The sequence below is a fragment of the Streptomyces sp. NPDC101194 genome, assembly GCF_044767885.1.
GTDB lineage: Bacteria > Actinomycetota > Actinomycetes > Streptomycetales > Streptomycetaceae > Streptomyces.
Window position 1 is genome coordinate 230,590 of sequence record NZ_JBIWOS010000007.1, and the last position, 25,606, is coordinate 256,195.

At 71.8% G+C, this 25,606-nt stretch carries 21 protein-coding genes; 11 read left to right on the top strand and 10 right to left on the bottom strand.

Translation table 11 applies throughout. The features are described from left to right. Positions 1-82: 82 nt before the first annotated feature. Complete coding sequence (locus tag ACIRP2_RS25750; protein ID WP_404254104.1) at positions 83-1,183, bottom strand: LLM class flavin-dependent oxidoreductase; 1,101 nt, start codon at positions 1,181-1,183, stop codon at positions 83-85. Positions 1,184-1,415: 232 nt separating this feature from the next. Next, on the bottom strand, positions 1,416-2,942 hold the full coding sequence (locus ACIRP2_RS25755) for a PucR family transcriptional regulator (RefSeq protein ID WP_404254106.1): 1,527 nt from the start codon (positions 2,940-2,942) through the stop codon (positions 1,416-1,418). An 88-nt stretch (positions 2,943-3,030) separates the two neighbouring features. Here ACIRP2_RS25755 and ACIRP2_RS25760 point away from each other — a divergent pair, with 88 nt between their 5' ends. From ACIRP2_RS25760 to ACIRP2_RS25780, 5 genes are all read left to right on the top strand, one after another. After that, positions 3,031-4,146: a DUF917 domain-containing protein gene (locus tag ACIRP2_RS25760; RefSeq protein ID WP_404254108.1), complete on the top strand. Its 1,116-nt coding sequence runs from the start codon at positions 3,031-3,033 to the stop codon at positions 4,144-4,146. Beyond that, entirely contained in the window at positions 4,143-5,483 is a 1,341-nt protein-coding gene (locus tag ACIRP2_RS25765; RefSeq protein ID WP_404254110.1) for a hydantoinase/oxoprolinase N-terminal domain-containing protein, read from the top strand. Before ACIRP2_RS25760 ends, ACIRP2_RS25765 begins: the two co-directional genes overlap by 4 nt. 96 nt (positions 5,484-5,579) lie before the next feature. Then, complete coding sequence (locus ACIRP2_RS25770; protein WP_404254112.1) at positions 5,580-7,016, top strand: purine-cytosine permease family protein; 1,437 nt, start codon at positions 5,580-5,582, stop codon at positions 7,014-7,016. 50 nt (positions 7,017-7,066) lie between these two features. Continuing rightward, on the top strand, positions 7,067-8,662 hold the full coding sequence (locus ACIRP2_RS25775) for a hydantoinase/oxoprolinase N-terminal domain-containing protein (protein ID WP_404254114.1): 1,596 nt from the start codon (positions 7,067-7,069) through the stop codon (positions 8,660-8,662). After that, positions 8,655-9,728, top strand: a complete 1,074-nt coding sequence (locus tag ACIRP2_RS25780) for a DUF917 domain-containing protein (RefSeq protein WP_404254116.1) — start codon at positions 8,655-8,657, stop codon at positions 9,726-9,728. Before ACIRP2_RS25775 ends, ACIRP2_RS25780 begins: the two co-directional genes overlap by 8 nt. 91 nt (positions 9,729-9,819) lie before the next feature. On the opposite strand, the gene ACIRP2_RS25785 is transcribed toward ACIRP2_RS25780, so the two are convergent. The 6 genes from ACIRP2_RS25785 to ACIRP2_RS25810 all read right to left on the bottom strand — a co-directional run bounded on the left by ACIRP2_RS25785 (position 9,820) and on the right by ACIRP2_RS25810 (position 16,033). Then, the gene (locus ACIRP2_RS25785; protein ID WP_404254118.1) at positions 9,820-10,263 is read right to left on the bottom strand and encodes an SPW repeat protein; all 444 of its coding nucleotides are present in this window, start codon (positions 10,261-10,263) and stop codon (positions 9,820-9,822) included. Between the two features lie 98 nt (positions 10,264-10,361). After that, on the bottom strand, positions 10,362-11,342 hold the full coding sequence (locus tag ACIRP2_RS25790; RefSeq protein ID WP_404254120.1) for an ADP-ribosylglycohydrolase family protein: 981 nt from the start codon (positions 11,340-11,342) through the stop codon (positions 10,362-10,364). Between the two features lie 213 nt (positions 11,343-11,555). Beyond that, positions 11,556-13,139, bottom strand: a complete 1,584-nt coding sequence (locus tag ACIRP2_RS25795; RefSeq protein ID WP_404254440.1) for a molybdopterin-dependent oxidoreductase — start codon at positions 13,137-13,139, stop codon at positions 11,556-11,558. A 158-nt stretch (positions 13,140-13,297) separates the two neighbouring features. After that, entirely contained in the window at positions 13,298-14,662 is a 1,365-nt protein-coding gene (locus tag ACIRP2_RS25800; RefSeq protein ID WP_404254122.1) for a cryptochrome/photolyase family protein, read from the bottom strand. 13 nt (positions 14,663-14,675) lie between these two features. Continuing rightward, entirely contained in the window at positions 14,676-15,452 is a 777-nt protein-coding gene (locus ACIRP2_RS25805) for an anti-sigma factor domain-containing protein (protein WP_404254124.1), read from the bottom strand. Beyond that, a complete protein-coding gene (locus tag ACIRP2_RS25810) occupies positions 15,449-16,033 on the bottom strand; it encodes a sigma-70 family RNA polymerase sigma factor (protein WP_404254126.1) in 585 nt (194 codons plus the stop codon). The genes ACIRP2_RS25805 and ACIRP2_RS25810 overlap by 4 nt, the downstream gene beginning before the upstream one ends. Positions 16,034-16,224: 191 nt before the next feature. On the opposite strand from ACIRP2_RS25810, the gene ACIRP2_RS25815 reads away from it, so the two are divergent. From ACIRP2_RS25815 to ACIRP2_RS25825, 3 genes are all read left to right on the top strand, one after another. Then, positions 16,225-16,887, top strand: coding sequence for a PadR family transcriptional regulator (locus ACIRP2_RS25815; RefSeq protein WP_404254442.1), 663 nt, complete (start codon positions 16,225-16,227; stop codon positions 16,885-16,887). Between the two features lie 214 nt (positions 16,888-17,101). Continuing rightward, positions 17,102-18,115, top strand: coding sequence for an ATP-binding cassette domain-containing protein (locus tag ACIRP2_RS25820; protein WP_404254128.1), 1,014 nt, complete (start codon positions 17,102-17,104; stop codon positions 18,113-18,115). Then, a complete protein-coding gene (locus ACIRP2_RS25825) occupies positions 18,112-18,891 on the top strand; it encodes an ABC transporter permease (protein WP_404254130.1) in 780 nt (259 codons plus the stop codon). Before ACIRP2_RS25820 ends, ACIRP2_RS25825 begins: the two co-directional genes overlap by 4 nt. 185 nt (positions 18,892-19,076) lie before the next feature. Here ACIRP2_RS25825 and ACIRP2_RS25830 read toward each other — a convergent pair whose 3' ends face one another. Continuing rightward, entirely contained in the window at positions 19,077-19,919 is an 843-nt protein-coding gene (locus ACIRP2_RS25830; RefSeq protein WP_404254132.1) for a siderophore-interacting protein, read from the bottom strand. 46 nt (positions 19,920-19,965) lie between these two features. After that, on the bottom strand, positions 19,966-20,874 hold the full coding sequence (locus ACIRP2_RS25835) for a 5'-3' exonuclease H3TH domain-containing protein (protein ID WP_404254446.1): 909 nt from the start codon (positions 20,872-20,874) through the stop codon (positions 19,966-19,968). Positions 20,875-21,219: 345 nt separating this feature from the next. On the opposite strand from ACIRP2_RS25835, the gene ACIRP2_RS25840 reads away from it, so the two are divergent. From ACIRP2_RS25840 to ACIRP2_RS25850, 3 genes are all read left to right on the top strand, one after another. Then, on the top strand, positions 21,220-22,284 hold the full coding sequence (locus ACIRP2_RS25840; RefSeq protein ID WP_404254134.1) for a glycine betaine/L-proline ABC transporter ATP-binding protein: 1,065 nt from the start codon (positions 21,220-21,222) through the stop codon (positions 22,282-22,284). After that, positions 22,277-24,910, top strand: a complete 2,634-nt coding sequence (locus ACIRP2_RS25845) for an ABC transporter permease/substrate binding protein (protein WP_404254136.1) — start codon at positions 22,277-22,279, stop codon at positions 24,908-24,910. Before ACIRP2_RS25840 ends, ACIRP2_RS25845 begins: the two co-directional genes overlap by 8 nt. Before the next feature lie 149 nt (positions 24,911-25,059). Further along, positions 25,060-25,605: a helix-turn-helix domain-containing protein gene (locus ACIRP2_RS25850; protein WP_404254138.1), complete on the top strand. Its 546-nt coding sequence runs from the start codon at positions 25,060-25,062 to the stop codon at positions 25,603-25,605. Position 25,606 lies beyond the last annotated feature (1 nt).

The following is a 25,606-nucleotide window of genomic DNA, read 5'->3' on the forward strand; positions in this document are numbered from 1 at the left end:
CCTGTCCGTCCCCCGGGGCGAGCAGGGGCCGGGAGGTGCCGGGCGGGGACGGACTTCACCGGGCCGCCCGGCACCGCCGGTACTACGCGGCGGTACGGGCCGCGTCGCGCTTCGCCACTTCCTCACGGACGATCGGGATGACATGCCGCCCGAAGTCGATCGCGTCGTCCAGCAGGTCGTAGCCACGGGCGGACAGGATCTCCACGCCCAGGTCGTAGTAGTCGAGCAGCGCCTGCGCGACCGTCTCCGGGGTGCCCACCAGGGCCGTCGAATTGCCGGCCCCGCCTGTTTCCGCCGCGGTCGGCGTCCACAGCGCCCGGTCGTGGCGCTCCCCTTCGGCGGCCACCGCCAGGAGCCGTCGGGAGCCGGCGTTCTCCGGGTTGTTCAGCGGGTGGCGGCGGCTCGCCGGCGCAGCGGCCCTGCGGGCCTTGATCCGTGCCAGCGTCCGGTGGGCCTTCTCCCAGGCGAGTTCCTCGGTCGGAGCGATGATCGGCCGGAAGGCGACCTGGATCCTCGGTGTGTCCGTACGGCCCGCCGCCTGCGCCGCCGCCTTCACCGAAGCGATCTGCTCCGCGGTCCGGGCCAGTGGCTCGCCCCACAGGCAGTAGATGTCGGCTTCGGCGCCCCCGGCCGCGTACGCCGCCGGTGAGGAACCCCCGAACGAGACGCGCGGACGGGGCTGCTGCACGGGGAAGGTGTCGCTCACGAAGTCGTTGAAGCGGTAGTGCGTGCCCTCGTGGTCGAAGGGTTCGTGCGAGGTCCATGCCTTCTTGATGATCCGGATGGCCTCACGGGTGCGCGCGTACCGCTCGTCCTTGGTGAGGAAGTCGCCCTCGCGCTGCTGCTCGTGGTCGTTGCCGCCGGTGATGAAGTGCACGGCGAGGCGGCCGTCGCTGATCCGGTCCAGGGTCGCGAAGGTCTTGGCCGCGAAGGTCGGGTACGAGACGTTGGGGCGGTGCGCGACCAGGATCTGGAGCGTCTCGGTGTGCGCCGCGACGTAGGCCGCGGCCGGGGACGGGTCCGGGGAGCCGGACCCGTAGGCGAACAGGACCCGGTCCCAGCCGTGGTCCTCGTGCGCGCGGGCCAGTTCGCGCGTGTACTTCTTGTCGAAGGACGCCCCGGAGCGGGGGGTCACCTCGGAACCTTCGTTGGTTGCTGCGATGCCGAGAAACTCGACGGGCATGGCAAAGCCTCATCTCGTGCTGCGGGAAACCGGTCGTGTGAAGTGCTGACGTCGGAGCTGTCAGGAACAACACGAGGCGGACCACACTCGACCGAAGTCGATGTGGTCACGGGTGACCAGCCGCAGCTGAGGGCGCATCTGCCCAGTGGAACAGGCGTGTTGGTGCCGCGTCAACCGTTTCTGGCATCGACGGCCCCTGCCACGCCCGTCGGCGTTCGGGGCCTCGCGGGAGTCAGGGCCCGGCGGCCGGTGGTGCGGACGGTTCGGCGGGGCGCGTGGACAGGCCCGCGCGACAGGCCAGTTGGAGCGCGAGGCGGACATCCGGCTCGTTCAGATCGGCGCCCGTGAGCTGGACGATCCTGCGGATGCGGGCGCCCACCGCGTTCCGGTGCAGATGCAGGGCCTGTGCCGCGCGGGCGGGAGAGTTGTTGTGGTCCAGGTACCCCTGGAGCGTGCGCAGCAGTGGCTCGGCACGCTCCGGACCCAACGCCAGTACCGGGGCGAGGAGTTCGGCCACCGCCTCGCGCGCCGTGTCCGAGGCGTACCACTCCAGCAGCATCCGGTCGAGGCCCACCGCGTCATGCGCGGCCACCATGGGTCCCGCGCCGCGCGGTACGACCGCGCGGGCCTCACGAGCGGTGGTACGGATCCCCAGGGGGCCCCGGTGCGGTGAGCCCACACCGCATCTCAGCCCGGCCTCCGGGCGCAGTCCCGCCAGCCGGTCCACCACGCGTCGGGCACGGGCCAGAGTGGCATGCCGCCCGTCCGTCCCCGGGTCGGCGGGCCAGGTGCTCAGCAGGACGAGGGCGTCGTCGACCAGGGCGGCGTTCCACTGAACGGTGTCCGTGGGCGGGGACGCGGGAGCGCCGGGAAGCGGCATCGGGCGGTCCCAGGTCCGCAGCAGGGTCAGCGCCTGGGACATCACCGCGTCCAGGGTCCTCGGCCGGTCCGTCGCGTCGAGACCGCCCGCCTCCACCCGCAGGGCGATGTGCCAGCCGTCCACCGGCAGCGCGAGCGCCCGGCCCCGCGCGGCCAGCCGGGCGGCCTGGTCCTGCGGCGCCACGAGCAGCTCGGCCAGCAGCCGGCCACGGGAACGCACGGGGACGTCGCCGTGGCCGCCGCCCGCCGCGGCGAGAGCCGCCAGCGCGAGCACGGACCGCACCGCCGCTCCCGCGTGACCGGGGCGGGCCGGGGCCGCGAGCCGGATCTCGCCGTCGGGGCCCGCGGCGGCGGCACCCTCCTCGCCCGGACCCGCTGTCCGCAGCTCCACCGGTACGCCGAGGGCGCGGGCCGCCGCCGCGGCCACCCGGTCCGGGTCGCCCGCGACCGTCGTCACCTCCCGCGCCGCGGCGGCGACCCGGGCCAGCGCGTCGGCCGCGGAACCGGCCACCGCCCGTTCCACGGCGACCACGAGCGCGGCGAGATCCCCCTCCGCGTACAGCACCGCGACGCGGCCCCGCTCGGCGAGCGCCCGTGCCGTGGCCGTCACCTCGGCGGGCAGCCCGTGGGGTGTCTCCGTCAGGCCGGTCAGGACCAGCGCGGCGGCCCCGGCCGCCGCCGCGTCCCGCACCGCCACGTCCAGCAGATGTCCCGGCACCGGCGTCAGCAGCACGGCGATCGTCCCGGTCGGCATGGCGGCGAGCCGGTCCGGGCGCTGCTCCAGACGCACCCCCGTGACCTCCATCGCGTCGAGCGGACCCACCAGCGGGCGGACCTCGTCGAGTCCGGGAGAGGAGAGGAGTTCCAGAATGCGCGGCATGCGTCGAGTGTGCCGCAAGCACATCGGCCCGTTCAATCATGGGCCCTCGGCCCATTCGGGGCGCGTTCCGTCTCCCTACGCTGGATTCATGAACGTGGACGCCGGAGCACTCGCCGACTTCGCGCGGGGCTGTGCCGTCCTGGGATCAGGGGGCGGCGGACCCGCCGACGTGACCCTTCCTGTCGCCGGACAGGCGATCGAGGAGTGCGGTCCGGTGCCGGTCGTCGACCCGGCCGCGCTGCCCGCGGACGCGCTCGTCATGCCCGTCGGGCTGGTGGGGTCGCCCGCGGTCGCCGCCGAGCGGATCGGCGGCAGCGACGAACCCGCACGCCTGCGGGCCCGCTTCGAGGCGCTGCACGGTGCACCGGTGGCCGCGGTGATGAGCAGCGAGATCGGGGGCCTCAACGGCTGTGTGGCCGTCGCCTGGGCGGCCCGGCTGGGTCTGCCGCTGCTCGACGCCGACTCGATGGGGCGCGCCTTTCCCCGCATGGACCAGAACGTCCTGGAGCTCGCCGGGCTGCGCCCGGGGCCGGCCGTTCTCGCCGACGAACACGGCCACACCGTCGTCATCGACGAGGTGGACGGCGCGCACCTCGAACAGTTCGCCCGCGCCGCCGTCGTCGCCTTCGGCGGGCGTGCCGCCTCCACCGACTACCCCCTCACCGCCGGGCAGGCGGCCCGGTACGCCGTCGCCGGATCGGTCACGCGCGCGCTCGTCCTCGGCCGCGGTGAGGGACCCGCACCGCTGCTCACCGGCAAGGTCTCCTCGGTCCGCAGATACGCCACCGAGACCGCCGACGGCGACGACGCGACGGGCGTCCTGCTGGAGGGCGCGGGCCCCGACGCGGGACGGCTGGTGCTCGTCGAGGCCCGCAGCGAATTCGTCGCGGCCCTGGAGGACGGCACACCGCTCGCCGTCGTGCCGGACGTGATCGCCCTGGTCGACGTGCGGACGGGTTGGGCCGTCCCGGTCGAGGAGGTCCGCTACGGTCTGCGCGTCCATCTCGTCACGATGCCCTCCGCCCCGGCCTGGTACACGCCGAACGGCCTGCGTCTGGCGGGCCCGTCCGCCTTCGGCCTCGCAGGAATCGGAGCCGACGGAGGAGCCGACGGAGGAGCCGACGGTTCCCCGGGACCCCGTGGACGTGTGCGGGACGGTTCTTCGAGCACCGACGGCCGCCCGTCGCGGGGAGGCACCCCGTGATCCTCGGAGTGGATGTCGGACCCACCAACACCGATGCCGTCCTCCTCGACGGCGACCGGGCCGTACGGGCCGTCAAGGTGCCCTCGATCCCCGGTGACGCCGTCGGGTCGCTCGCCGCCGCCGTCGGTGCGCTGCCCGCCGAGCCGCGCCGCCGGGCCACCCAGCTCGCGGTGGGTCTGCGGGTCGCCGCCCGCGCGGTGCGGGAGCGGGACGGACTGGCCCGGGTCGGAGTGCTGCGCGTCGGGGGCGCCGCCGCCGACGCCGTGCGGCCGTTGTTCGGCTGGCCCGAGGCGCTGCGCGACGCCGTGTGCGCGGGCACCGCGAACGTCGCGGGCGGCGGGGGCCTCGCACCGCGTGACACCACACCGCTCGACCGGGACGCCGTCGCCCGGTTCGGCGCCGCGCTCGCGGGCCGGGCCGAGGCCTTCGCCGTCACCGCCGTGTTCTCGCCCGTCGACGGCAGCCAGGAGCGGGAGGCGGCGGAGATCCTGCGCGCCGAGACGGGCCCGGACACGACCGTTCTGCTCTCCAGCGACGTCGGCACCCTCGACCTGCTGGCCCGCGAGAACGCCACGGTCCTCGACGCGGCGCTGTCCGTGCTCGTGGCGCGGGTCGCCGACGAACTGACCGCCACCCTGCCCGGCCTCGGCCTCGCCCCCGGCGCCGCCGTCCTCGTCACCCGCAGCGACGGCACGCTGATGAGCCTGGAGTATCTGCGCCGCCAGCCCGGACTCAGCCTGGGCAGCGGCCCGGCCTGCACCATCCGAGGCGCCGGGCTCCTGGCCGGACTCCGCGACGCCGTGGTCGCGGACATCGGTGAACTCCGAGCCCGGGTCGGCGCCCTGACCGGCGGCTACCCGCAGGAAGCCGGTCCCGGCGAGCGCATCGGCGGCGTCCCGGTCGCCCTGCGCTTCCCCGACCTGATCACCGTGGGCGCCGGCGCACACCGCGAACTGGCCGAGGCGGCTGACCGGATGCGCCCCGCGGCCGGACTGCTCCCGCTGATCCTGGTCGGCGGCGGCGCGGACGGCGTGCCCGGCCGCGTCCTGACCGGATTCGACGTCGTACGGCCCGAACACGGCGGCGTCGCCGGGGCGTTCGGCGCGGCGGCCAGCCCGGTCGGCGGGCAGTACGACCGCATCGTCCGCCGGGGACCGGGCCGCCGCCTCGACGCCGTACGCGACGAGGTGCGGGACCTGGCCCGAGCCGGCGCCGTACGGGCCGGGGCCGATCCCCGGCGCGTGCACACCCATGCGGAACCGGACCTGCCGGTGCCCTATCTGCCGGGTGCGGTGCTCCTTCGCGCACGAGCCGCTGGACCGCCACTCCCGCTCTGAACCCCGCTCCCCACCCCCGATTTCTCCCCTTCGGAGCAGCCCGGTGCCGTGCTGCTGCGCCCTCCTGCCCGCCCCGCCCACCCGAGGACCGTCCCCATGACCCAGCAGTTCGATGTGCAACCACAGCCATCCGTGCGCCGACAGCCGGAGCGACAGGAGTCGCAGGCGGACGACGATTACCCGCTGGAGCGAGTGCCGCGCGCGGCCCGCTACTCCTGGTTCAACGTCGCCGTGCAGCGCTTCGGCCAGCTCTCCGACCTGACCCAGTTCCTGCTGGGCGCCGCGCTCGGCGCCGGGCTCTCCTTCTGGGGCGCGTTCTGGGCGTTCACGCTCGGCTCGGTGATCCTTGAGATCGTCTGCATCTTCGTCGGCATCGCCGGTATGCGGGAGGGACTGTCCACCTCGATGCTGGTCCGCTGGACCGGCTTCGGACGTTACGGCTCCACCCTCATCGGACTCGTCATCGCGGTCAGCCTGTTCGGCTGGTTCGGAGTGCAGACCGCCGTGTTCGCGGCCGGGCTGCACTCCATCGTCCCCGCGCTGCCCGTCTGGGCGTGGTGCCTGATCTGCGGACTGGGGGTCACCGCGCTCGTGCTGCGCGGCTTCCGCGCCATGGGCTGGACCGCGTTCGTCACCGTCCCCGCCTTCCTGGGCCTCGCGGGCTGGGCGATGATGGTCGAGTTCTCCCGGCACGACGTCGGCGATCTGGTGGCGTCCGCGCCGTTCGGCGCCCACATGTCCATCGCCACCGGCGCGACGATAGTCGCCGGCTCGTACATCGTCGGTGCCGTCACCACCCCCGACATGACCCGCTTCAACCGCAACACCGGCGATGTCGTCAAGCAGACCGTCGTGGGCATCAGCCTCGGCGAGTACGTCCTGGGCCTCGGCGGGGTGCTGCTCGCCTACGCGGTGAAGTCCTCCGACCTGATCGCCATCATCACGTCCTCCTCCGGCGTCATCGGCGTCATCGTCCTGGTCTCCGCCACCGTGAAGATCAACAACTGGAATCTGTACTCCTCGTCGCTCGGCCTGATCGGCGCCGTCGAGGCGCTCTTCAAGGTCCGGCTGAACCGGGTCGGTACGACCGTCACGATCGGTGTGCTCGGCAGCCTCGCCGCCGCGGCCGGAATCCTCGACCGCTTCACCGACTTCCTGACGCTGCTCGGCGTCCTCACCCCGCCGGTCGCCGGGATCATGGTCGCCGAGTACTTCGTGGTGAAGAAGTGGCGCCCGCAGCTCGACGCGTCCCGCTCCCTCGGCCGGCTCCCCGAGACGGAACCCGGCTGGGTTCCGGCCACGATCGTCCTGTGGGCCGCCGCATCCCTGTTCGGCTGGCTCGGGGACCACTACCAGTGGTGGGGGATCCCGGCACTGGACTCCCTGCTGCTGGCCGGGCTCGGCTATGTCGTCCTCGGCAAGCTCGGCCTGGTGCGCGGCGCCCGGGAACTGCCCTTCGACCAGCCCGCACACCCTGCCGCGGCGATCGAGGCGGAAGCGGGCACGGCCTGGTCGTCGAAGGCCGGCGCCTGACCCGTACGCCCCGCCCGAAACCCCACCCCCCTACGAAAGACGGACACACCATGCGCATCGGAATCGACGTCGGAGGCACCAACACCGACGCCGCCCTCCTGGGGGACGACGACCGGATCATCGCGACCGCGAAGACGCCCACCACCTCCGACATCACCTCCGGCGTCACCGCGGCGATCCGGGCACTCGACCCGCCGATGGACTCCGTCGACGCCGTCATGATCGGCACCACCCACTTCCTCAACGCCCTGATCGAGGGCGCCCGGCTCGCACCCGTCGCCGCCGTACGCCTCGGCCTGCCCGCGACGGCCGCTCTGCCGCCGATGACCGACTGGCCCGAGCGCCAGCGGGCGGCCGTCGGTGGACACGGCTACCTCTGCCACGGGGGACGGGAGTTCGACGGACGGCCGTTGTCGCCGCTCGACCCGGAGGAACTGAAGCGCACCGCCGCCGACATCGCCGCGCGCGGACTGACCTCGGTGGCCGTCTCGTCCGTGTTCTCTCCGGTCGCCGAGGACGACGAGCGCCGGGCCGCCGAGATCCTCGGCGCGGAGCTGGGACCCGGCGTCCACTTCTCGCTCTCGCACGAACTGGGCAGGGTCGGGCTGCTGGCCCGGGAGAACGCCACGATCATCAACGCGGCCCTGCGGGACCTGGCGACCGCGATCGTGGAGTCCTTCGCCAAGTCGCTCGCCGAGGTCTCGCTGACCGCCCCGTTCTTCCTGTCGCAGAACGACGGCACCCTGATGGACGTGGACTTCGCCCGTGCCTACCCGGTGGCGACCTTCGCCTCCGGGCCCACCAACTCGATGCGCGGCGCCGCGTTCCTCTCCGGTCTCGGCGACTGCGCGGTCGTGGACGTCGGCGGTACGACGGCGGACGTCGGCATACTGGCCGGCGGCTTCCCGCGCGAGGCGGCGGGCGAGAGCGAGGCCGCGGGCATCCGCACCAACTTCCGTATCCCCGACGTGCTCTCGCTCGGCATCGGCGGCGGATCCCTGGTGGCGGCCGACGGCGAGACGGGCCCCCGATCGGTCGGCTTCCGGCTCACCGAGGAGGCGCTGGTCTTCGGCGGCAGCACCCTGACCGCGACCGATCTCGCGGTCGCGGCGGGCCGCGCCGACATCGGCGACTGCTCCCGGGTCGCCCACCTGGACCGTGAGTTCACCGCGCGCGCCCTCGACCGGATCGCCGAGCGGCTGGCCGAGACCGTCGACCGGATGCGCACATCGGCGGGCCCGCTGCCGGTCGTCGCGGTGGGCGGCGGCAGCGTACTGGTGCCGTCGTCGCTGCCCGGCTTCGACGACGTGCGCCGCCCCGGCCACTTCGGCGTCGCCAACGCCGTGGGCGCCGCCATCGCCCAGGTCGGCGGAGAGGTGGACCGGGTCTTCCAGGTCCCCGAGGGGCGTCGGGACTCCGTACTCGCCGAGGCCCGCGAGGAGGCCGTGGCGCGGGCCGAGAGCGCGGGCGCCAGGCCCGGCACGGTCCGCATCGTCGACGTGGAGGAGGTGCCGCTCGCCTATCTGCCGGGCGGCGCGACCCGTATCCGGGTCAAGGCGGTCGGGGACCTCGACCTGAACGGCATCGGCAGCACCCACGCCCCGGCCGGGGCGCGCGACACCCATGGAGCAGCGTCACATGCGTGAGATCAACCTCGACAACCTGGACGACATCGCGCGCGGCGCGGGCATCCTCGGTACCGGCGGGGGCGGCGACCCGTACATCGGCAAGCTGCTGGCCCGGGAGGCCATCCGTGCCCATGGCCCGGTCCGGCTCGTCTCCTTCGACGAGGTGCCGGCCGATGCGACCGTCGTACCCGTCTCGGGCATGGGTGCGCCGACGGTGCTGCTGGAACGCGTCCCGGCCGGCGGCGAGGAAGTCGCGGCGCTGCGGGCCCTGGAGAAGCACATCGGCCGCCCCGCCACCCACATCGCCCCGATCGAGGTCGGCGGCGTCAACTCCATGCTGCCCATCGCCTGCGCCGCCGAGGCGGGGCTGCCGCTGGTCGACGGCGACGCCATGGGCCGCGCGTTTCCCGAGGCGCAGATGGTGCTGCCCGGCCTGATCGGAGTGGCCAACACGCCGATGGCGCTCGCCGACGACAAGGGCAACAGCATCATCGTCGACGCCGTCTCCAACCACGCCGCCGAGCGCATCGCCCGAGCCGTCTGCGTGGAGCTCGGCTGTCAGATCTCCAGCGCCGACACCGTGATGCGGGGGGACCAGCTCGCCGACGGACTCGTCCCCGCCACGATGACGCTCGCCGAACGTCTCGGCGCGGCCGTCCGCGAGGCGCGTGCGGCACACGCCGACCCGGTGGGCGCGGCCCGTGCCATGCTCTTCGGAACCCATCTGCTGACCGGCAAGGTCGTCGACGTCAGCCGCCGCACCCAGGGCGGTTTCGCCCGTGGTGGCGCCCGGATCGAGGGCATCGGCGACGATGCGGGCCGGGTCCTGGAACTCGGTTTCCAGAACGAGCACCTGCTCGCCACCCGCGACGGCGAGACGGTCGCCACCACGCCCGACCTCATCTGCGTGCTGGACACCGACACCGGTGACCCGGTGACGACGGAGGGCCTGCGCTACGGCCTGCGTGTCAGCGTCCTCGCGGCCCCCTGCGACCCGCGCTGGACCACCCCGGGCGGTCTGGCCCTCGCCGGGCCGCGGTACTTCGGGTACGACGTGGACTACCTCCCGTTCCGGCAGGCCTGACCACCCACGGACCCGGGCAGCGGACCGGCGTCGCCGTTCCCGGCCGTCGACGGCCGGTCCGCTGCACGCGGACCGGCCGGGACGCCTCGTGTCAGACCGTCTTCCTGCCGCTCTTCATCGAAGCGCCCACGCAGACCAGACCCAGCAGCACGGTCAGCCCGCCGATGATGACGTTGTTGAGGATGACGCCGAGGCTCGGACCGCTGCCGACGACCCACGTCGAGATGATCATCCAGGCACCGATCGCGCAGATGGCCCAGCTCAGGCCATACATCCGCTCCGGCATGACGGTGAACCCGAGGCCCAGAGCCGCGATCGCGATGCCCATGATCAGGTTGTGCGCCACGAGCGTGGGCTGAGTTGCCGTGAAGTGGAGCACCCAGGGCGAGATGGCGCAGTACAGACCGATGAGGAACACCGGTGCGTCCACGAGGGCCACGTCACGGCCGCCGAGCATTCGGGCGTAGCGGTCGCGCATTTCGGAAACATCGGGGTGACTGGCCATGTCACGGCCGGTGTGCGAGAGGTTCGACATGGGGTTCGTCTCCTTCGCTCGTGCAGACCCGACTTCCGTTCCGTGCGCCGAGTGGCCTGCATGTCCATTCTGCGCTTATCTCACCCTTATGTGTAGATTCACGGTGTGCGGATGACCGTCGAATCCGCAACGGGCGGGCCCGCGTCCAGCCGTCGGGCGAGGGTCGCCAGATCGGCGGTCCGCAGCACGCGGTCCCCGTGTCCCGGAAGCGGTACATGCAGGGGGCCGGTCCAGCGCACCGGAATCGCGGCGAAGCCGTACACCGCCCCCGCCAGCCCACCGGTCACCGCCGCGACCGTGTCCGTGTCGCCACCGACATCGACCGCCGCCGCCAGGGCGTTCTCGAATCCACGTGTCGTGCGCAGCGCCCACAGCGCGGTGCCCAGACACGGCCACACCGCACCGTTGAACTCCGTCGCGGCGTCGGGGTGCCAGCCGGGCGCGAGGACGGCGGCCCAGCGCTCATGGTGATCCTCGTGCACGAGGTCCAGGGCACCCGGCACGGCGGCGAGCGGATCGCCGCCGTCCAGCGCCACCCGGATCAGCTCGTGCAGCACGGCGGTGCCCTCCCAGGCGGCCCGGTCGCCATGTGTCAGCGCGGCGATCCGGCGGGCGGCGTCCATCGTCGCCACCCGGCCCGCCCGCGCGAAGTACACCGCCGGTGCGGCGGCCCGCATCAGCGAACCGTTGCCCGCCGCCCGCCCGCCGGTCTGGAAGTGCAACGCTGCCGCGATGTCCCACGGATCACCGCTCGTCAGGACGGACTCGGTCTGCAGGCCGATGTCCTTCGGCTCACCCGCCGCCCATCGGCGGAACCGGTCGAACATGTCGGGGAGGTCGAGGCCGCCCCGTTCCAGCAGGGACTCGGCGGCCAGAACGGCCATCTGGGTGTCGTCCGTGGCCTCGCCCGGATCCCAGCCGCCGCCTCCGCACATGGCGCCGGCGCCGTCGGGGAAGCGGGTCGTGTACACGCCCGCGGGGCCGAACTCGAAGGGCGCGCCCAGCGCGTCCCCCACCGCGGACCCGACGACGGCGCCCACCGCCCGATCCCGCCGGTCGACCGCACCTGGATGCTCCATCCGGCCAGCGTACGGATTCCTCGCGGTCGCCGGACCGGGCCGTCGGGGCCGGCGGCAGTGCGACCAGCGCTCCTGCGGCGCGGCGGGCGTGAAGGGCCCTCCCGGCGGTCTCCCGTGGATCGTCGGTGACCGACGGATTGCGTGGAGCGACCGTTCCGGGGGCGGGTGAACGGTGCTGCGAGGGGCGACCGGTCCGTCGGCGCGTGCCCCGGCTCAGGGCACGTCGACCACCACGGAGTGCCAGCCGGTCGCACCATCGGGCACGGTGCCGACGCGCTCGCCGGTCTGGGTGGCGCCGGTCCCGTCGGTGGCGCGGACCTCCAGGGTGTGCCGACCGGAGGTGGCGGGCCACTCCCACACCCACTGACGCCAGGTGTCACGGCTGTCCGCGGCGGCCAGCCGGGCCGTGTGCCAGTCCCCGCCGTCCACCCGGACCTCGACCCGGGAGATGCCCCGGTGCTGGGCCCAGGCGACCCCGGCCACCGGCACGACGCCGGCCTTCGGGGAGGCGAACGGGCGGGGGGTGTCGATCCGTGACTCGGTCTTGATCGGCGCCTGCTGCGACCAGGACCGTTCGACCCAGTAGGCGTCGTAGGCGGCGAACGTGGTGAGTTCGATGTCCTTGATCCATTTGCAGGCCGACACGTATCCGTAGAGGCCGGGAACGATCATCCGGACCGGAAAGCCGTGTTCGAAGGGCAACGGCTCGCCGTTCATGCCGAGGGCGAGCATCGCGTCGCGCCCGTCCATGACCGTCTCGACCGGTGTGCCGATCGTCATGCCGTCGACGGAACGCGCGACGATCTGGTCGGCCGGACCGCCCTGCGACGGGGGGCGCACGCCGGCCTCGCGCAACAGATCGGCCAGCCGTACACCGATCCACCGGGCGTTGCCGACCAAGGGTCCGCCGACTTCGTTGGACACGCACGCGAGCGTGATGTCCCGCTCGATGATCTCGCGGCGCAGCACATCCTGGAAGCCGATCTCCAACGGCCGCGCGACACCCGTTCCGTGGATCTTCAGACGCCATTGGCCGGCGTCGAGCCGGGGTACGACCAGAGCCGTGTCCACCCGGTAGAAGTCCTTGTTCGGGGTGATGAAGGAGCTCAGCCCCCGGATGCCGAGATCGGCGCCCGGCGGGACGGCCGGAGCGGCGGAATCGGGCACCGGGAGGACCAGGTCGTGACGTGAGGCGGCGGCCCCGGCCTGGACGGATGACGTGAGCCGCCGACCCAGGAGTCCCGCGCCCGCCGAGGCCGCCGCCGCCGCGGTCGCCGCGACCACGAAGCCGCGCCGGTCGAAGGTGCCTCGCGGTTCCGCGTCCCTCTCCCCAGCCGCGGGAGAGGGACGCGGAACCGGTTCGAGCCGTCCGACCAGGAGATGCAGTACTCCCGCAGCCACCAGGGCACCCACCACCGACGGCAGGGCGTCGGCCGGTGCGCCTTCCGGACGTCCCACCGCCGACACCGCCCCGACCAGACCGAAGACCAGGACGGCAGCGGAACCGAGCCGCCGGTGCCGCAGCGCCAGCATCCCGATTCCCGCGGCGAACAGCGCCAGGAGAACCAGAATGCCGAGCTGGAGCACCAGCTTGTCGTCGGTGCCGAAGTTCCTCACCGCGAAGTCCTTCACGGCCGGGGGAGTGCGGTCGATCACCGCACCGCCCACCGCCGTGACCGGTCCTGCCTCGGGACGTACGACGGCTGCGACCAGTTCGGCGACGGCCAGCGCGCAGAACCCGGCGATCAGACCGCTGAGCGCGGCGAGAGCCGCGGGTGCCCGGCGGGACCGCCCCAACCGTGCGACCCCGGCCTGCTGCGCATCGTCTCGGTCTCCACTCACGACCGGGATTCGTCGCCGGAAGCCGGGCGGATTGGTCCATCACCCGAACGGGTGTGAGTTCCATCCGGCCGATCCGGCGGGCGCCTGTGACGGACCACCGACCTGCCGCCCCGTCAGTCCAGGCCCCGCGCCCGTTCGAACCGGGCCCGGGCCTCCGCCAGGTCGATGAGCGGATCCGGGTAGTCGATCGCGGACCGGCGCGGACCGGTCAGTTTCCACGGCTCATGGATCTCGCCGTCCGTCAGCTCGGCGAGCTCCGGCACCCACCGGCGCACATAGGCCCCGCGCGGATCGAACCGCTTCCCCTGGACCACCGGGTTCAGGATCCGGTTGGGGCGGGTGTCGGTGCCGGTACCGGCCATCCACTGCCAGTTGAGCTGGTTGTTCGCCAGGTCCCCGTCGACCAGCAGGTCCAGGAAGTGCCGGGCGCCGACCCGCCAGTCCACGTACAGCGTCTTGGTGAGGAAGCTCGCCACCAGCATGCGCCCCCGGTTGTGCATCCAGCCCTCGTGCGCCAGTTGCCGCATCGCCGCGTCGACCACCGGGTAGCCGGTGCGTCCCGTGCGCCAGGCCTCGATCTCGTCCACGTCGGACCGCCAACGGTCCTGCCGTGGACGGTAGTCGTCCCGGGCGGCCTCCGGCCGGGCGGCGAGCACCTGGTGATGGAAGTCCCGCCACGCCAGCTGCCGCACGAACGCGTCGGCGCCCGGCCCGCCCCGCTGCCGCGCCCGGTCGATCACTTCCACCGCCGAGAGAGTGCCGAAGTGGAGATGGGGGGAGAGCCTGGAGGTCGCGTCGCCGGCCAGATCGTCGTGGCCGCTCTCGTAGTCGGTCACGGGGCCGTTCAGCCAGGAGGACAGCAGCCGACGTCCGGCCCTCTCACCGCCCCTGGCGAGCCCGGGGGAGACCCCGGCCACTGCGGCCCGTTCCGGCAACGGCTCGGACCTCATGCCGTCGGGCAGCCGCACCGTGGGCGGGGCGGCCAGTGCGCCCCGCACCCCCTCCGCCTCCCAACGGCGGAAGTACGGGGTGAACACCGCGTAGTGATCACGGCCCGCCGGGACCACCCGGCCCGGCGGGAGCGCGGTGACCACCGCGTCATGGACGTGCAGCGTGCAGCCGACGTCGGTCAGAGCCGCGCGCAGACGCTCCTCACGCCGCATCGCGTACCCGCTCACGCCGCCCGCGACGTGCACACTGCGCGCGCCGGTCTCCGTGACCACGTCGACGACGCCGGCCACGGCCTCCGCGTCGCGGACGATCAGCCGGCCGCCGCGCCGGCGCAGCTCCGCGTCGAGATCGGCCAGGCAGTCGGCGAGGAACGCCCGCCGGTTCGGTGCGTCGAAGGCGGTCCGGCGAATGCCCGCGTCCCGCACGAAGAGGGGGACGACACGGTCCGCGTCGCGCAGCGCGGCATGCAGTACGGGGTTGTCGTGCAGCCGTAGATCCGAGGTGAACAGTGCCACCGAGACGGTCATGGTCGAGCACCTCTCAGCGAAGGGCGGGTCGGGCGGTCGGGAAGATCAGCAGGGCCACCGGCGCGGATGTCGGTCGAGTGGACCCACCGGCCGGCTCCACGGTGATGCCTATGCCGGAGGCCCGGTCGACCGGGCCGTCCAGCAGCGTCGCGTACTGCGTCGTCGAGGTGTTCGCCGCCTTCATGAGGCCGGCGGGGCGCATCGTGCCGGCGTCGTCGAACCACAGCTGGTACACCTTGTCGTCGGGTGGTTCCGGCATGCCCGACGCCAGGAGGACGGCGTGGTTCTCCTTCTCGGAGACGACCACGGTGCCCCTCGCCCCGCCCCCGAGCGTGCGGGTCCCGGTACGGGCGTCCGGTGCTGCCAGGACCTGGGTCAGCTGCTCGTTCTGCCGCTGTGCGGTGCGGGCGTCCTGCCGGGCGGTGCGGGCCTCCTGATGCTGCCACACGGCGATCCCGCCGAATCCGGCGGCCGCCAGACATGCGGCGAGGGCGAACCCGGGCCACCGCCCCGTCCGGTTCGTACTGCTCCCGGTGCGCGACCGCCGGGTGTCCGACGGCGACTCCTGCCGTACGGTCGCGATCTCCCGCAGCACCCGTTCGCGCAGGTCGCGAGGTGGGACCCCGGCCACCGCGAGCCCGAGCCGAACAGCGGTCCCGGACAGCTCGCGCACCTCGACGGCGCAGGGACGGCAGTCGGCGAGATGCCGTTCGAACCCGTCGCGCTCGGGGTCCGGCAGCGCGTGCAGGGCGTACGCCCCCGTCAGCGTGTGCGGTTCGGCGTTGCTCATGTGCTCACCCCGAGGCAGTCGCGCAGCCGGATCAGTCCGTCGCGCAGGCGTGTCTTGACCGTCCCGAGCGGTACGCAGAGCAACTCCGACACCTCGCGATACGTCAGCCCCCGGTAGTAGGCGAGGGTCACGGACTGCCGTTGCAGTTCCGAGAGGGCCCGCATGCAGCAGCGGACCTGCTCGCGCTCCAGTCGGCCCTCGACCTGCTCGGTGACCTCGTCGAAGGCCGGCGTACGGTCCAGCAGCGCGGCCCTGTGCTCGCGGGCCGCCGATGCCTCGGCCGAGCGAACCCGGTCCACGGCCCGGCGGTGCGCCAGTGTCAGCACCCAGTTCATCGCGCTCCCGCGGGCGGCCCGGAACCGAGGGGCCGTGCGCCACACCTCGACCAGCACCTCCTGCGCGACCTCCTCCGACTGGGCGGGGTCGCGCAGCACGCTCCGCACCAGTCCGAGGACCGGCCCGCTGACCGTGGCGTACACCTCGGCGAAGGCGTCCTGGTCACCTCGGGCGACCATCCCCAGAAGCTCCTGGAGATCGGGCCCCGCCGGAGGTGCCCCGCCGATGTGCACGGCTTCTTTCACGCGGGTTTCCTCCCTGATTGCGCGTCTGCTCTCCGGGTGATCCGGAGCCGACGGCGGCGCGGATTGGTCGGTGCGCGAAATCCTTCCACGCCCCGTCCATTTCGCGATACATCGCGGTTGACGCGTTCGAGTGAACGCGATATGTTCGCTCACGAGTATTCGATGACGAGGTGAAGGATGGTGAGGGTCGGGTGGCCAGGCGGCGCAAGCTCAGCAATCCACTGGCGCTCACGGTCATGGTGCTGCTCTCCGAGCGCTCCATGCATCCGTACGAGATCGCCCAGACGCTGCGCCGACGCGGCAAGGAACACAGCGTCAAGATCAATTTCGGCTCGCTGTACACCGTCGTCCAGAACCTGGAGAAACACGGATACGTCGAGGTCGCGGGCGTCCAGCGACAGGGCAACCGCCCCGAGCGCACGCTCTACGGGATCACCGAGGCCGGGCGGGCGGAGATGCTCGACTGGCTCTCCGATCTGCTCGCCGTGCCGGCCGCCGAGTATCCGGTCTTCGAGACGGCGCTCTCACTTCTTCCGGTGCTGCCGCCGGAGGACGTGGCGGAGCTGATGGAGACCCGGGAGGCGGCGCTTGCGGTCCATGCCGCGGCGCTCCGGGGAGTGCTCGGTCAACTGGGGGAGAAGCTGCCCCGCGTCTTCGTCGTCGAGACCGAGTACCAGCTCCACATGATCGACGCCCAGCTGGAGTGGATCAAGAACTTCCACACGGAACTCACCGAGGGCACGATCGATGGCATCGACGAGTGGAAGTCCTTCCACGAAACCGGTGAAGTCCCGCAGAAATGGCAGGACCTGGACGAGCAGGAAATCGTCCTGGACCCGGAGCGGAAGGCCTGACACAGGACCGAAGAAAGAGAAGGACCCCGGTGGAGGCTGTTGGAGCAGCGACCGCCGGGGTCTCGAACCCCGGACCGGCCACGCCGTGAAGGCGAGCCGGGCGATCGAGGTGCGGCACACCCAGGATAGCCCGGCGCTCTTCACGCGGATCGGCTCGGCATGCCCGAGTGCTCGGTGCACCCGAGCACCCCGCTGACCACAGGAGAGCTCTGTCATGAGCACCCGTGCGCCCGCAGTCGCGGCGCGACACCTGATCAAAACCTATCCCGGCGACGTCACCGCGCTGGCCGGCATGGACCTCGACGTCGATGCCGGCACGGTCTTCGGACTCCTCGGCCCCAACGGCGCCGGGAAGTCCACCACCGTCAAGATCCTCACCACCCTGGCCCGCCCCGACTCGGGCACCGCGAGCGTCGCCGGACACGACGTGCTGCGCCACCCCGACCGGGTCCGCCGCGCGATCGGCGTCGTCGCCCAGAAGTCCGGCGCCGACCCGGTCGCCACCGGCCGCGAGAACCTCCTGCTCCAGGGCAGGCTCTACGGAATGCGGGGCGCCGCCGTACAGCGCCGCGCCGATGAGCTGCTGGACCGCTTCGCTCTCGCCGACGCGGCGAATCGCCAGGTCAAGGGGTATTCCGGCGGAATGCAGCGACGCCTCGACGTGGCGCTCGGCCTGGTCCACCGACCCGAGGTGCTCTTTCTCGACGAACCCACCACCGGACTCGACCCCGAGGCCCGCACGGCCATGTGGGACGAGATCTCCCGGCTGGCCGGCGACGAGGGGCTGACCATCGTCCTCACGACGCACTATCTGGAGGAGGCCGACCGGCTCGCCGAACGCATCGCGATCGTCGACCGCGGCCGGGTCGTCGTCGAGGGAGCCCCCGACGACCTCAAGGGTGAACTCCGGGGTGATGCCGTCCACCTGGAACTGCGTGCGGACGGCGACGCGAGGGTGATCAGCGCCGCGCTCACCGGACTGCCCGGGGTGTACGAGGTGCTGGTCGACGGCCGCCGCGTGAGCGTCCGTGCCGAGGACGGTGCCGCGGCGGTCCCCGTCCTGCTTGCCGCCCTGGAGCGGGCCGGTGCTGCGGTCGCCGCCGCCACCGTGGCCCGCCCCTCCCTCGACGACGTCTATCTGCGCTACGCCGGACGCCGTTTCTCCGAGGCCGAGGCCGCGGACGCCCGGCAGGCCCCTGCCCTCACCCCCGCGGGAGGAGTCCGATGAACAGTCAGGTCCTCGCGCAGACGTGGTACATGACGCAACGCCAGCTCATGGCGATCGTCCGGCAGCCGATCTTCCTGGCGATCTCCCTGGTCCAGCCGGTGATCTGGCTGTTCCTGTTCGGCAACCTCTTCAGGAAGGTCGTCGAACTGGGCGGCTTCGGCACCACGTCCTATCTGGACTACCTGATCCCGGGCATCGTGGTGATGAGTGCTCTCGGATCCAGCATGTGGGCCGGCATGGGCACCCTGGAGGAGATCGAGCGGGGCACGCTCAACCGCTTCCTGACCACCCCGGTCAGCCGCAGCGCGCTGATGAACGCCAACGTCGTGCAGAACGGCATCAGCACCGCCGTGCAGTCCGTCGTCATCGTGTTGCTCGGCCGGGCCGCCGGGGCCACCTATCCGGGTGGCGCGGGCGGGCTGCTGATCCTGGTCGTGGCGTCGATCCTGCTCGGTACGGTCTTCGGCGCACTCTCCAACACCCTGGGCATGCTGGTCCGCGAGCGTGAGTCGATCATCGGCATCAACACGTTTCTGCTGTTGCCGCTGACATTCCTCTCCTCGTCCTTCATGGCCCCGAGCCAGATGCCGTCCTGGATGCGGCACATCGCCGACTTCAATCCGGTCAACTGGGCGATGGTCGCCGGCCGTTCGGCGCTGACCGCCGAGCCCGAATGGGATGTCGTGCTCAGCCGCGGGGGAGCCCTGCTGATACTCGCGGCAGTGGCGGTCGGGCTGTCGACCCGCACCTTCCGTTCCTACCAGAAGTCCGTCTGACGGGCACCGCTGCTGCGGCGACGCGTGGCAGGCCCGGACCGGGAGCTCCTCCCCGGTCCGGGCCCTCGGCCCCGGTGCCGCCCGTGGCGCGAGGAAGGCCGACCGTGCGAACGGCCGTCGCCGAACCGGTCGCGCGGACCGACCTCGACCACGTGGGGCGCCGGGCGCACGGGCGTGCGTGTCGGTCAGGCCGCGTTCTCCTGCTCGCGCTCCACCTGCGCGTTCCACTCGCGCTTGACCGAGCGCCAGGCGTCGTCGTTCTGGCCGAGCCGCCAGTAGCCGGAGATCGACAGCTGGGGGAGCGGGATCCGGCGGTCCAGGCGCAGATGGCGGCGGATCTCCTTCACGAAGCCCGCCTCGCCGTGGACGAACGCCTGGACGTCGCCCGCCGGGAACTCCAGCTCCTTCACCGCGGCCGTCAGCGCCTCGCCGACCCGGCGCTCCCCGCGGTGCAGCCAGGTCACCTCGACCCCGCCGGGCGTTACGATCTTCTGCTCCTCCGCCGCGTCCGACACCTCGACGAACGCGTGCACCACCGCGCCCGCCGGCATCTGCTCCAGGGCCGCGGCGATGGCGGGCAGGGCGCTCTCGTCACCCACCAGGAGGTGCCAGTCCGCCGACGCGTCCGGACCGTAGCCCCCGCCGGGGCCCAGGAAGGTCACCTGATCGCCCGGGGCCGCCCGCATCGCCCAGGGCCCGGCGAGACCCTCGTCGCCGTGGACCACGAAGTCGATCGCCAGCTCACGGGCGACCGGGTCCCAGGAGCGCACGGTGTAGGTGCGGGTGGTCGGCCACAGCTCGCGCGGCTGCTCCTCGCGGATGCGGGCCATGTCGAACGGGTGTGCGTAGTCGGCGCCCTCGGGGGCGAAGCAGAGCTTGACGTAATGGTCGGTGAACCCGGAGAGCCCGAAACCGGCGAGACCTTCGCCGCCGAGCACGACACGCACCATGTGCGGGGTGATCCGCTCGGTGCGCACAACGCGGGCGCCCTGCGCCTCGGGTGCCTGCCGCGCCGGTCGTTCTGCCACGAGGTTCTCCCTGTTCCGATTGCTTAGGCTTACCTAAGCTAGCACCTCATTCGCGCAGTGTGGAGCGCAGGCGCTGCAGCGCACCGCCCAGTCCCCACCGCTTCGCGAGGGCTTCGAGGGCGTCGGGATCGCGCGGCTCGGCGGGCAGCGCGGGGTCGAACTCGGGCAGGGGCACGTCACCGGCGACGCGGACCACCCTCGGCGCGACGGCCACATAGTCCCGGGCCTCGTCGAGCCGCTTGCGCTGCGAGGGTGTCAGCTTGGCGGCCGGGTCGTCGACCGCCGCCATGATCCCGTCCAGATCGCCGAACGCGTCCAGCAGCTTCGCCGCCGTCTTCTCGCCGATGCCGGGGACGCCCGGGAGTCCGTCGCTCGGATCGCCGCGCAGCAGGGCCAGGTCGGCGTAGCCGGAACCGTCCACCCCGTACTTCTCCCTCAGCCAGGCCTCGTCGGTCAGCTGGAGCGAGCCGACCCCCTTCAACGGGTAGAGGACCCGCACCCCGCGGGCGTCGTCGACCAGCTGATAGAGGTCCCGGTCGCCGGTGACGATGTCCACGGGGCCGGTGGCCAGGCCGGTGAGCGTGCCGATCACGTCGTCCGCCTCGTAGCCGGCGACACCGACGCGGGCGATGCCGAGCGCGTCGAGCACGGCCTCGATGACCGGCACCTGCGGGGCCAGGGTGTCGGGGGTCTCCTCCTCGTCGGGCAGTCCCTCGGCCGTCTCCACCGCCACCCGGTGCGCCTTGTAGGAGGGGATCAGCTCCACCCGCCAGTGCGGCCGCCAGTCGGCATCCATGCAGGCGACCAGCTCGCCCGGCCGGTGGTCCTGGACCAGGCGCCCGATGAAGTCGAGCAGTCCGCGCACGGCGTTGACCGGCGTTCCGTCCGGAGCGCGTACCGAATCGGGAACCCCGAAGTAGGCGCGGTAGTAGAGGGAGGCGGTGTCGAGGAGCATCAGGCGTCGCGTCACACACCGATGATGCCGCACCCCGCTGACAGCGGCCGCCCCGCACACCGGTGGGCTTCGAGGTCAAGAGGGGCGCGGTCCCTCGGGGGTCATTTCTGTGTGACTCGGATCACTCTTGTGTTTGGCTCGTGTAAGTGGGGGCAGGCGCGCCATCGGAGCGGATCACGTAGCAATTTCAACTAATGCACGTGCCATGCGGGCCGAATCCGTGCCGCTCCACGGTCTGCCGGAGGGGGTGGCGGACCGTTTTTCGGTTCAACGCGCGAGGTGTATGTGTCAAGGCTGCAAGCTGAGCACTTGTACAAAGTGTTCGGCAGACGACCCGATCAAGCTGTGCAGAAGCTCGAGAGCGGCGCCGACCGCGACGAGCTGCGCGCCGACGGAACCACCGCAGCGGTGATCGACGCCTCGTTCACCGTCGACCCGGGACAGATCTTCGTCGTGATGGGTCTGTCCGGGTCCGGGAAGTCCACGTTGCTGCGCATGCTCAACGGACTTCTGGACCCCACAGCCGGACGCGTGCTGTTCGACGGCCAGGACCTGACCGCCCTGAGCCCCGCCGAACTGCGCCACGTCCGGTCCTCCAAGATCAGCATGGTGTTCCAGCACTTCGCGCTCTTCCCCCACCGGAGCGTGCTGGAGAACGCCGCGTACGGACTCGAAGTGCAGGGCGTGCCGCGTGCCGAGCGCGAGAAGCGCGCCGCCGAGGCGCTGGAGCTGACCGGTCTCGCCGGCTGGGAGAAGTCCTGGCCCGACGAGCTGTCCGGCGGTATGCAGCAGCGTGTCGGCCTGGCCCGCGCCCTGGCCACCGACGCCGACCTGCTGCTGATGGACGAGTCCTTCAGCGCGCTCGACCCGCTGATCCGCCGTGACATGCAGGACCAGTTGCTCGAACTCCAGAAGCGCCTGAAGAAGACCATCGTCTTCATCACCCACGACCTCAACGAGGCCATGCGCCTCGGGGACCGTATCGCCGTGATGCGCGACGGCAGGATCGTCCAGCTCGGCACCGCCGAGGACATCCTCGTCACCCCGGCCAACGACTACGTCGCCTCCTTCACCCAGGACGTCGACCGCACCCGGGTGCTGACCGCGGGCGCGATCATGGCGGAGCCGCACACCGTCATGGGCACCGGTGCGGACGACGGCGGGGAACTGCGTACCGCCGAGGACGTTCTCAGGGCGGCCCCGGCCACCGTCACCGAGTCCACGCCGATCATCGAGCTCTTCACGCCCTGCTCGCGGAGCGGAGTCGCGGTCGCCGTGACCGACGCGGCGGGCAAGCTCGTCGGCGTCGTGCCGCGGGCCCGGCTGCTCGCCGTCCTCGGCGAGCCGATGACCCCCACCGAGGTCCCCGAGGACGTCACGACCACCGCGAAGAAGGTGGCCGGTGTTTAGGCTCCATCTGGGTGACTGGGTCGACTCCGCGGTCAACTGGCTGCAGACCCACCTGTCCTGGCTGTTCGACGCGATCAGCTCCGTCGTCAGTGGCATGTTCGACGGCATAGCCGCCGTCCTGTCCGCCCCCGCACCGCTCCTCTTCGCGGGCATCGTCGCCGTCATCGCCTGGTGGCTGCGCGGTCTGCTCGCGGGGGTGCTCGCCTTCGTCGGCTTCGCCGTCATCGACTCCGTCGAGCTGTGGGACGAAGCGATGGACACCCTCACGCTGGTCCTCGTCGCCACCATCATCGCGCTGGTGCTGGCCGTGCCGGTGGGCATCTGGGCGTCCCGCTCCAAGACGGTCAGCGCGGTGATCCGGCCGGTCCTGGACTTCATGCAGACCATGCCCGCCATGGTCTATCTGATCCCCGGCGTCATCTTCTTCGGCGTGGGTGTGGTGCCCGGCATCATCGCCACGATCATCTTCTCGCTGCCCCCGGGCGTCCGGATGACCGAACTCGGCATCCGCCAGGTCGACGCCGAACTCGTCGAGGCGGCCGAGGCGTTCGGCACCACACGGCGCAACACCCTGCTGCGGGTGCAGCTGCCGCTGGCCCTTCCCACGCTCATGGCCGGCATCAACCAGGTCATCATGCTGGGCCTGTCCATGGTGGTCATCGCCGGCATGGTCGGCGGCGGCGGCCTCGGCGGCGCCGTCTACCGCGCCATCGGCAACGTCGATGTCGGCCTCGGCTTCGAGGCGGGCATCTCCATCGTCATCGTGGCGATGTACCTGGACCGGATGACCGGCGCGCTCGGCCGCGAGGTCTCCCCGCTCGCCCGGCGTGCGCTCGCCAAGGCGCAGGCGATGGCCGGCGGGCTGAAGATCTGGAACCACCGCCCGCAGCCCGTCGTCGCGGTCGTCGGCATCGTCGTCCTCGCACTCGTCGCGGGCGGCATGGGCCTCTTCGGCTCCTCCCGCTCGGACAAGGCCACCGCCGCCGGCGCCTCGGACATCGGTGCGGGCAAGAAGATCAGCATGGGCTACATCCCGTGGGACGAGGGCATCGCCTCCACCTTCCTGTGGAAGGAGATGCTGGAGCGGCGCGGCTTCCAGGTCGACGTCAAGCAGTACGAGGCCGGTGCGCTCTACACCGGTATGGCCAACGGCCAGATCGACTTCGAGACCGACTCGTGGCTCCCGGTCACCCACGCCAGCTACTGGAAGAAGTACCAGGACCGCCTGGAGGACATGGGCTCCTGGTACGGCCCCACCTCGCTGGAGCTGGCCGTTCCCTCGTACCTGAAGGACGTCCGGTCGCTGGACGACCTCAAGGGCAAGTCCTCGCAGTTCAAGGGCCGGATCGTGGGCATCGAGCCGAGCGCCGGCGAGATGGGCCTGCTCAAGGACAAGATCCTGCCGGGTTACGGCCTGGACAAGGAGTACAAGGTCGTCGACGGCTCCACACCGTCGATGCTGGCCGAGCTGAAGCGCGCCTACGCCAAGAAGGAACCGATCGTCGTTCCGCTGTGGTCGCCGCACTGGGCGTACAACCAGTTCGAACTGACGAAGCTCAAGGACCCCAAGAACCTCTGGGGCAAGGGCGACGGCATCCACACCCTGGCCCGCAAGGGCTTCTCGTCCGACAACCCCGAGGTCGGCACCTGGCTCAAGAACTTCAAGATGAGCGAGGACCAGCTCACCAGCCTGGAGGCGGAGATCCAGAAGGCCGGCTCCGGCAAGGAGCAGGAGGCCGTCCGCACCTGGCTGAAGGCCAACCCCGGTGTCGCCGACAAGTGGACCCCCGTCGCCAAGGCCGGCGCGTCCAAGAGCGCGAACGGCAAGGACGAGCGCGACCGTGCCGTCGAGATGGCCTGGTTCCCCTGGGAGGAGGACATCGCCGCCACGTACCTGTGGAAGGCGGTCCTGGAGGAGCGCGGCTACAAGATCAACCTCAAGCAGTTCGAGGTCGGTCCGATGTACACCGCGATGTCCCGCGGCCAGGTCGACGTGCAGTTCGACGGCTGGCTCCCGTACACCCAGAAGAACTACTGGGAGAAGTACGGCTCCCGGCTGACCGACATCGGGTCCTGGTACGGCCCGACGTCGATCGAGGTCGCGGTGCCCGACTACGTCAAGGACGTCACGTCCCTCGCCGACCTCAAGGGCAAGTCCTCGCAGTTCAAGGGCCGGATCATCGGCATCGAACCGGGCACCGCCACGATGGAGAACCTCAAGAAGAACGTCCTGCCGACCTACGGCCTGGACAAGGAGTACAAGGTCGTCGACTCCTCGACGCCCGGCATGCTCGCCGAGCTGAAGCGCGCGTATGCCAAGAAGGAGCCCGTCGCGGTGCTGCTCTGGACGCCGCACTGGGCGTACAACGAGTTCGGCATGACCAAGCTGAAGGACCCGGAGAAGGCCTTCGGCGACGGGGACCGGCTGCACACCATCGCCAGCAAGGACTTCCCGAAGCAGTACCCGCAGCTGACGAAGTGGTTCAAGAACTTCAAGCTGAGCGAGGACCAGCTCGCCGGCCTGGAGAACGAGATCCAGAAGCGCGGCACGGGCCATGAGGAGGAAGCCGTGAAGGCCTGGATGGAGAAGAACCCGGGCATCGCGGACAAGATGGCTCCGCAGTAGGGCCCGGAGCACCGGAAAGGGGTGGGCGCCGCCGTCGGCGGGCCCACCCCTTCGGGCTGTCCGGATGCTCGTGAACCGGCCGACCTTGCGCAACCGTGTGCGCAATGTGCCCGAAGCCGGAAGGATGGCCAGTCGGGAGGGAGCCGGACATGGACGACAAGGAAGCACTCCGCGTGGGCGCCGCGGTCCGCCGACGGCGCAGATCCCTCGGGCTCACCCTGGCCGCGGTCGCCGGCCGCAGCGGCCTGTCCGTTCCGTTCCTCAGCCAGATCGAGAACGAGCGGGCCAGGCCCAGCGCCCGGTCCCTGGACCGGGTCGCCGAAGCCCTGGAGACCACCACGGCGCGGCTGCGCGCCGCCGCGGACTCGGCGCGCGCCGTCGACGTCGTACGGGCGGGCGAGGGCGACGGGGTGCGCAGGGTGGTGCGCGGACGCCACCAGCTCAGCGCCCTGGAGTTCACCGGCGAACTCGACCTCGGACGCGAGTTCCAGCACCGCAACGACGAGGTGATGTACGTGGTGCGGGGCGCCGCGGAGGTGGAGGCGGAGGGGCGGGCGCACCGGCTGGAGGAGGGCGACACGCTGTTCCTGTCCGGCGGGGTGCGGCACCGCTGGCGGGCCACGATGCCCGGTACGCGGCTGCTGGTCGTCGCGGTCGCCGAGCACATCGACGCCACTTTCGAGCCACGTCGCTGAG